Below are 8,241 nucleotides of genomic sequence, written 5' to 3' on the forward strand. Positions count from 1 at the left end.
ATAAAAAATCCCGCATCTCCCAGCTGAGCGCCCAACCGATCGGCCTGCTCACAGGTAAAGTTAACAGCACGCATACGTTGAAGGGCTCGCACCGGGCGCTGTCCTATCTTTCCGAGTGCTTCATACACCGAATTCGTGACGCATTCCAGCGATGGCAAACAGCAGCGCAGTAGTGTTGTATATTCGAGCGCCACGGCCTTTTCGTCAGCAAAGCGAACGCGTCTAAAGCGATAGACCATCGTATCAGGCGACAAACCGAGATAGATTGCTTCGTCTGGCGTGACCTTACCTTGTGCCTTGGATATCCATTCCGAATGGGGCTTGCGTCCGCGTGAAATCATATCTTCGGTGAACGAGGTCAGTTTCAAGGAGCTGTTTCCGACCGGCATCGCGACAAAGGTTCTGGCACCATGACGGCGCGATAGAAGGCCTTCCGTTACCAAGCCGTCTATCGCCTTTCGGATAGTAATTCGGGAAACGTCGAGAGCTTTAGCCAGGTCGCGCTCAGTCGGTATCACCTCGTTCTGATCGAGGAGGCGGTTATTGATGGCCTCCCGTAATATCCTTTGCACCTGGAGATATAGAGGCGCCTGTTCATCCTTCCCCAATCGACCTACAATATCTGCTAAACTCGACGCACTGCTTTCCGCTGAGTTTGCAGGGATTTTCCTATTCATGTCTGAGCGCCCAGGCCGGTGCGGCGCGCGAGGCGCGCAAGGATTGGGCCAGCACGGTCAGCACCGCGATGAAGATGGCCAAGAGACTGGCAACAAGGAAATATAGCGGTGACAGGGCAATGCGGTCGTCGAAGCCCGCTAGCCAGGTTCGCATCGCGCCATAGGCCAACGGCCAGGCGACGAGGTTGGCGATCAGCACCGGGCGCAGGAACTGCCCGACCAGCAGCATGACGATGTCACCGGACGAGGCACCTAGCACCTTACGGATCCCGATCTCTTTGATCCGTCGTGCGGTGTTGAACGACGCCATCCCCCAGAGACCGACGCAGCCGATAAGCACGGCGAGGCCTGCGCCGATGCCGAACAGGCGGGCGGCGCGATCGTCGTCATCGTAGAACTTCTGAAGCTGGCGTTCGCCAGTCTCGGCAATGAACGGCGTCTGCGGTGCGGTTTTCAGCCAGAGGGTGCGTGCGGCGTCGGTCACGGCGCGTGGGTTGCCGACAAAGCGGATCGTCGCGATGGGATTAGGGGATGCCTCCCGATAGTTGACGTAGTAGGTCGGATCGGTCGGCAGCCGCGGCGAGAAGAAGCGGAGTTCGTCAATCACGCCAATGATGGTGCGCGGCACGTTTCCGTTACCGCTTAAAGTCTTGCCGATCGCCTCATCAGGTGAACGGAAGCCAAGTGCGGTCACCGCCTTGCGATTAATGACGATATTGCGCGGGTCTTCCCACTTCAGGCCGGTGGCGTCGTCCATCCGATGGGCGTCGTCAAACAGCCTACCAGCGAGTAAGCGCGGGCCGTAGGTGCGGAAGAAATCGGCGCCGACGCTTATCTGCCTTAGTGACGGACCAGCGTCAGGCCTGCCGGGGATGGTGAGCTTCTCAGCTCTGTTATGGTTTCCACCGCCAACGGCAGAATCCGATGTAGTCACCGACAAGGCGCCGGGTATCGTCCGAAATGCGGCAATCAAGGCGCTCCGCTGGCCGGCATCGAGACCGCTGTCGGGTAGCGAAGAGACGATCAATAGTCCTTCACGCCTGAATCCCAGGTCTGCCATGCGAACGTGCTGCGTCTGTGCACCTAGGACGAGCGTCCCGACAATGAACGCAATGGCGAGGGCGAACTGGAAAACGACCAGCGCTTCACGCGTTCGCGTACCGGCGCGTCCGCCACCTGGTGCACGAGCGGAGGCGAGCACCGCCGCCGCGGGAAAGCGCGATAGCAGGAAAGCCGGATAGCAGCCGGCGGCGATGCCAACGAAGATCACCAGCAAGCTGAGTCCCGGCAACACTATGGTGTACGGAATAACGAGCGACAGACCACCCGCCGCATTGACTAGCGGCAACCCGAGTTCGGCGATCATCAGCCCGATCACCCCCGCCAACGCGACGATCAGAACAGCCTCGCCGAGGAATTGGCCGATCAAGGTCCGACGGTTCGCGCCGAGTACCTTGCGTATCGCCACCTCTCGAGCGCGCAGACCAGCCTGCGCAGTCGCGAGATTTACATAGTTGACGATGGCGATGAGCAGGGTCAGAAAACCGACGATTCCGAGCGTGACGACCGTCAGTTTACGGCTCGCGGACTCAGGGCCAGCCGGTTGAAAGTGGGCTTTTTCGAGCGGTAGCAGTGGCAACCCAATTTGACGTGAGGCGTGAACCCCCATGTCTCTGAGGCCATGGCGATCAGTAAACGCCGGTAGTCTCTGCTCGAATGCCCTGGCTGCTTCCGGTGTAGCAAAGCGCAGATATGTATTAAGCGATGTGCTACCCCAATTGTGCCAGTTGTCCGGCCCCGTCTTCGGCAATCGCGCCAAAATCGAGAAATGAAATTCAGTGGTCTTGGGTAGATCCTCAAATACGCCCGTCACGCGATAATTGGCCGGTGCATCGAAAGCGAGGGTTATGGTTTGACCGATGGGATCGGCCCCGCCGAAATATTTGCGTGCGGCAGACCGACTAATGACAATACTCGACGGATCAGCGAGCGCCTGGGTCTTGTCGCCGCTCACCATTGGCAGGTCGAACACTTTGAAGAAGTCCGCATCGACTTGGCCGATGTCTTCTGGCGTGGCGACGCCGTCCCGGATCACGCTACCGCTGCCACCATCTTCGCCGCTGTTGAAACGGGTACCTACAAGGCCGGGAAAATCCTGCTTCATTTCCTCCAGCAGGCCGCCCATCGTCACCGGATACGCACCGGTAAAGGGGCTGTTGCTCCACTTGAATTCGGATTGGACCAGATAGATCTGGTCGTGATGCGGTAGCCATTTCTCATAACTTGCCTCGAACCGAACATAGAGGCCAAGGACTAGAAACACGGCGATACCGATAGCCAGACCGCCGATATTAAACGTCGCATAGAGCTTGTGGCGGATCAGTGAGCGATAGAGCGTCAGGAGGGCGAAGCGGTTCATTGGGCGGTCCTCACAAGGCGCGGGTGACAGAAGCGACGATCCGACCGTCTAGCATGTCGATGCGGCGGGTTGCGATGTCGGCATCGCTGGGCGAGTGGGTCACCATGACGATGGTAGCGCCTTCACTGTTTAGGCCTGTCAGGATGTTCATTACCTGAGCCCCGTTCTCCGTATCGAGATTGCCGGTAGGCTCGTCGGCAAGGATCAATTTCGGAGCGCCGACAATCGCACGTGCGATCGCGGCACGCTGCTGCTGCCCACCCGACAATTGATGCGGGTAATGGCGGGCGCGATGCGCGATGCCGACCTTGTCCAGCGCCATAGCGACGCGTCCACGCCGGTCGCCGGCCTTACGGCGATAGGCGAGACCGAGCTCGACATTCTCGGCAATGGTCAGCTCATCGATCAGGTTGAAGCTCTGAAAGACGAAGCCAAGAGTCTCTCCACGAAACCGCGCCAGACCCGTTTCGCCAAGCGCAGCGAGATCCTGGTCGCCGAACAGGTAGTTGCCACCGGTAGGCCGGTCGATGGCGCCGAGCACATTGAGTAAGGTCGACTTTCCGCAACCTGACGGTCCCATGATGGCGACGAATTCACCGGCGTCTACATTTAGGTCAATACCGTGGAGAGCGGTCGTTTCGACCTCGTCGGAGACGTAGCGGCGTTGGATATTTCTTAAACGGATCACGATGGTGCCTTTCAGCGAAGGTTAAGGATGTCGCCCTTCACGGACGATGTATTCGAGGTGACAATGCGCTCGTTGGCGGCAAGGCCTGACAAGATTTCGATCTTTTCAGGATTGCGCCGTCCAACCTTGATCGCGCGACGGCGGGCATGCTGAGCGTCAGGGTCAAGCACGAACGCGTAAGCGCCGCCCCCCGCGTCGAGCCAGCCGCCCGTAGGCGCAACCAAGGCTGTCGCTGGACTTCCCATGGTTATACGGACATCCAGCGTCTGGCCCCGATTGAGCCCGGCTGGCGGCTGGCCGTCGAAGACCAGCTCAACCCGAAAGTGGCCGTTAGTGACGGCCGGCAGCACTTTTGCGACCGTCAGCCGGACACCGCCATCGCCTTGCGCCGATTGCCCTTCGCTAACCCGGCCGAGATAATATTCATCGACGTCCGCCACCAGCTTCCATGAGTCCTCGCTGTCGATCTGTCCGGCGGGGTCTCCAGGCTTCAGGGTTTGACCCGGTTGGAGTGTGAAGTTGGTCAACCGGCCGGCGACCGGCGCGCGGACCACCAGCGCGTCCAGTCCGGCGTGCACGGCCGCCAGACTGCCGGTAAGGCGATTACGCGAGTCTTCCAGTCTCGCCACCTGCGCAGAGGTAATACGCGTCTCGGCAGCGGCACCTGATTGGAGGAGGGCCAGACGGTTCTCCTGATAGGCCGCCTCCGCGACGAAACTTTTAAGCGCCGCGTCGGAGACGATGCCTTTCTCATGCAGTTGCCGATGAATGGTGAGATCGCGCTGCGCCTTGATCAGGTCATAACTCGCCTGGTCGATCTGCCCGGCGCGATCTAACCGGTTGCGTTCCAGGGCAAGATCCTGTCCGGATAGGTTTCCAAGTTGGCCGGTGATTTCGGCCTCTCGGGTCATTACTTCCAGTTTTAGCTGGGGATTTGCGAGCGTAGCGAGCGGCATTCCGGCGGTTACACTGGCGCCATCCTGGACCCATAGGGTTTCAACCTGGCCGCCCGACAATACGCCGACCAGAGTCGTTACCTTTGGTGCGGCCGTGGCGCGCACGGGCAGGTAATCTTCGAAGCGCCCCTGTGAGACGACGCCCGTCTCGATATTGGCCATAGCGATGTCGGTCGAACCGCTTGCCGGAAGGAAGCGCCAGGCCGCAATCATGGCTACGACCGTCAGGCCTACAGCTATCGTCGCACCGCGCCGCCACCAGGGGCGTGTCTTTTTGTGCACGCGACGATCCATCGCGGCGCCGGGGGAAGTGGTTGCATGCTCTGTATTTTCATTCATGATGTCGCTAGTGTGCCTTACACCGGCCCAAACGCCTAAACGATTGAAAGAAAAAGAAAATGTCTAGTGCGCCGACGGGGATCGCGTCCATCCCCGGACAGAGTGTCCGGGGATGGACGGACGATCCGTTGTCAACCCCTTCGACGATTCTTCTCATCGAAGATAATCTTGAAGTCTCACGTGCAATCAGGCTGGCGTTTGAGTGCGTTCATTATCGTATCGACTGTGCAATCGGTCCAGAGGAGGCCTTCTCTATGCTGGCGCGCCGCCGGTATGAAGCGATCCTGCTCGACCTCAACTTTACCCAAGGACAAACCAGTGGAGCGGAGGGGTTCGCCTGCCTCGCACGCATCCTGGAGGAAGATCCATCAGCGACGGTGCTTGTCATCACCGCGCACAGTGGTGTCCGTGTCGCGGTCGCCGCAATGCAGGCGGGTGCGCTTGACTTTGTCATGAAGCCCTGGCGCAACGCCGACCTGATTGCGCGCGTCGAGGCGGCTATCGCCAAACGTGCTCGGCCATCCGCAGCGGTGCCCACCCCGAGCCCCATCGGCTCGCATCGCCTCCTCGGAGACAGCCCAGCGATTGTCGCCGTACGCGATGTGGTGCGCCGGATCGCGCCGACCGTCGCGAGCGTATTGATCGCGGGCCCCGCCGGTTCGGGGCGCAGCCTGGTTGCGGACTTGATCCATGTCGGGTCTCCACAGGCCGACAGTGACAAGACGACGGTTGAGGTGCGCGACGCCGCCGCGTGGGATCGTATGAATGGCGCTTCCGGCACACTGGTCCTTCGCAATCCGGATCGGCTTAACGAAATGGAGCAGGTGCGGTTGCTCGAGCGGCTGCCTGATGGAGCTCGTTTCATTGCCATTGTCGAGACGCCGGATAGCCTTTCACCGCGCCTGCGCAGCACAGTTGGGACAATTGAAATAACACTCCCACCGCTGGCCATGCGCGGTACGGATGCCTTGCTTCTGGCCCGCCATTTTGCAAGCCTTGCCGCCGAGCGGCACGGCCGACCCGTACCGCTGTTCACCGCTACGGCCGAGGCCGTCATTCTCACCACGCCTTGGCTCGACGACGTGCGCGGCCTCGGCCGGACAATCGAGCGCGTAGTATTGCTCGACGATGACGGTGTAATCGATGCGGCGGCGCTCACGCCGAAGTTAGTGCAGGAGATCGCCGCCAGTACGCCTGAGCGAGAGGCCCCTCTCGATGTCAGTCTTTGGCAGTCGGAACGTGTGATGATCGAGGCGGCGCTACGCCACCATCGTCACAACGTCTCACATGCGGCTGCGGCGCTGGGGCTAAGTCGGCAGGCACTGTATCGCCGGATGAACCGTTATGGGCTTTAGGCGCGGTCTGGACGTCATAGCCATCGCGATTGGCCTGGTGCTGACCGGCGGCTTGGGCGCGTTCGCCTGGCGATATGGGGTGTATGGCACGGTGCTGTTTGCCTGTCTGATGATGACTTGGCTCACCGCGGTGCTGTGGTGGCGGGTAAATCACCCTCCCGAACCCGCTGCGGCGCCTGCCGTCCAGAACGATGTTGAAAGCGAGCGGATCATTTGGCGTGCACTGCTTGACCAAGCCCCCGGCGCACTGCTCGCCATAGAGGGCTCTGCACGAGTCCGCGTCCTAAATCGCGCTGCCCGGCGCATGTTTGCTACCGATGACAGGGTTTTGCCTGCGCCGGCAGCCCTGCTAGATCCAACGGTTTCCCGCTTGCGATACGGCAACCGCAGTTGGCGCGTCGATCGCGTCGACGTCCAGGGGCTTGGGCCGGAGCGCACCTTGGTTGCCCTAGTTGATATTGCCGCCGAAGAGCACGCTGCGGAAGCGCGGGCGACGCGTGAATTGCTGCGTGTTCTTGGCCATGAAGTGATGAACGCGATGGCGCCGATCGCCTCGCTCGCCGAAACCGCGCTCACGACGCTCGCCGCGCCGGAGCGTCGGGACGAAATGCTTGCAGATATTCTAGGCACCCTTTCCCGCCGTGCCGAGGGATTACACCGCTTTACGGAAGCCTACCGCCGGGTAGCACGGCTCCCCGAGCCCGCTTTGTCGCCTGTATCTGTTGTGGACCTGCTTGGTGATTTGACTCGGCTGTTTGAAGGCCAGTGGGGCGGCCGCGTAGCTTTTGTGGCTGAAACGACAGTCGACCAGCCAGTGCTTTGTGACCGGGCTCAGATCACTCAGGCCTTGTGGGCCATCATGCAAAACGGCGCAGAAGCAGCATTAGCCGCCAGATCATCACCCACCGTCGGCTTGTCCGCGACCCTCGGAGAAGGGCGGTTGACATTTCGTGTGACAGACAGTGGAAACGGGATCGAGGCTGCATATCGATCCGAATTGTTTCGACCTTTCTTTACAACCAAAACTGATGGCGACGGTATCGGTCTCGCTGCAGCCCGTCAGATTGCCCGGAGCCACGGGGGGGATACGGCGCTTATCGATGACATCGTGACGACATTCGATCTCACGATCCCTTGCTGAATTGGGGTATCAGGGGGGCTTGCAATGGAAGCGCCTTGCTACGTCAGAGATTGAAACGCAAAACGAGCGGAAGTGGAAAATGGGCCGTAAATTTTCCTATTGTGTTCAATGCTTTGCGCTGGCTTGGACAGAAATGCAGTGTCTTGTCGCTCATTTCTTGAAAAATGCAGCGTCTTAACGCACACTAGTATGTCAGCACAAACCGGCGGTTTTCACCAAACTGAATGAAACCAGTAGGTTGGGGAACACGGCTTAGCCGGCCCGCACAACTCCTGTCCATGTCACTTAAGACACCGAAGTCTGAGCGTTAAGATGTTCCCTTATCGCTACCACAGGATGCATTTTGGTAAGTATGGAGTGACGTTTTCTATAGGAAGTTGAGGAGGTTGGGATTCTAACTAGTGTTGTGGAATCAACGGATGGATTCCCTTGATCTTGCAAATATGCGAGTCTGTGTCGATGGACATGGACAAAAGGCTGTTGCTGTCGCCTGAGGCTCGGGTGCGGTTGGAAGGTTGGGTGGCGGACCGGAACACGCCGCAGAAGCTTGTTTGGCGTGCGCGGATCGTGCTGATGTGGGCGGACGCGGCGAGTTTGGCGTCGATTGTGCGGACGCTGGGCAAGACCAAGAAGACGGCCTACCGCTGGCGCGATCGTTATCTTGAG

At 59.7% G+C, this 8,241-nt stretch carries 7 protein-coding genes; 3 read left to right on the forward strand and 4 right to left on the reverse strand.

All coding sequences use genetic code 11. The features are described 5' to 3' along the window. The 4 genes from B060_RS0122995 to B060_RS0123010 form a co-directional block, all read right to left on the reverse strand. A partial coding sequence (locus tag B060_RS0122995) for a GntR family transcriptional regulator (RefSeq protein ID WP_018084142.1) occupies positions 1–677 on the reverse strand: 677 nt, incomplete at its 3' end. After that, positions 670–3,096: an ABC transporter permease gene (locus tag B060_RS0123000; RefSeq protein WP_018084143.1), complete on the reverse strand. Its 2,427-nt coding sequence runs from the start codon at positions 3,094–3,096 to the stop codon at positions 670–672. The genes B060_RS0122995 and B060_RS0123000, both read right to left, overlap by 8 nt. Positions 3,097–3,106: 10 nt before the next feature. Continuing rightward, on the reverse strand, positions 3,107–3,784 hold the full coding sequence (locus B060_RS0123005) for an ABC transporter ATP-binding protein (protein ID WP_018084144.1): 678 nt from the start codon (positions 3,782–3,784) through the stop codon (positions 3,107–3,109). Positions 3,785–3,795: 11 nt separating this feature from the next. Beyond that, positions 3,796–5,079, reverse strand: coding sequence for an efflux RND transporter periplasmic adaptor subunit (locus tag B060_RS0123010; RefSeq protein ID WP_201768138.1), 1,284 nt, complete (start codon positions 5,077–5,079; stop codon positions 3,796–3,798). A 59-nt stretch (positions 5,080–5,138) separates the two neighbouring features. On the opposite strand from B060_RS0123010, the gene B060_RS0123015 reads away from it, so the two are divergent. The 3 genes from B060_RS0123015 to B060_RS26935 all read left to right on the forward strand — a co-directional run. Then, positions 5,139–6,434 (forward strand): sigma-54-dependent transcriptional regulator, encoded by a 1,296-nt coding sequence (locus B060_RS0123015; protein WP_018084146.1) that lies wholly within the window; start codon positions 5,139–5,141, stop codon positions 6,432–6,434. Continuing rightward, complete coding sequence (locus B060_RS0123020; protein WP_018084147.1) at positions 6,424–7,575, forward strand: sensor histidine kinase; 1,152 nt, start codon at positions 6,424–6,426, stop codon at positions 7,573–7,575. Before B060_RS0123015 ends, B060_RS0123020 begins: the two co-directional genes overlap by 11 nt. 459 nt (positions 7,576–8,034) lie before the next feature. Continuing rightward, positions 8,035–8,241 (forward strand): helix-turn-helix domain-containing protein (locus tag B060_RS26935; protein ID WP_018083738.1); only part of this gene is annotated, 207 nt, incomplete at its 3' end.

The organism is Asticcacaulis benevestitus DSM 16100 = ATCC BAA-896 (genome assembly GCF_000376105.1).
GTDB lineage: Bacteria > Pseudomonadota > Alphaproteobacteria > Caulobacterales > Caulobacteraceae > Asticcacaulis > Asticcacaulis benevestitus.

Excerpts from the sequence above, each read along its gene's own strand:
- B060_RS0123010 (WP_201768138.1), bottom strand. The coding sequence starts at position 5,079 with ATGAATGAAAATACAGAGCATGCAACCACTTCCCCCGGCGCCGCGATG.
- B060_RS0123020 (WP_018084147.1), top strand. The coding sequence starts at position 6,424 with ATGGGCTTTAGGCGCGGTCTGGACGTCATAGCCATCGCGATTGGCCTG.
- B060_RS0123000 (WP_018084143.1), bottom strand. The coding sequence starts at position 3,096 with ATGAACCGCTTCGCCCTCCTGACGCTCTATCGCTCACTGATCCGCCAC.
- B060_RS0123015 (WP_018084146.1), top strand. The coding sequence starts at position 5,139 with ATGTCTAGTGCGCCGACGGGGATCGCGTCCATCCCCGGACAGAGTGTC.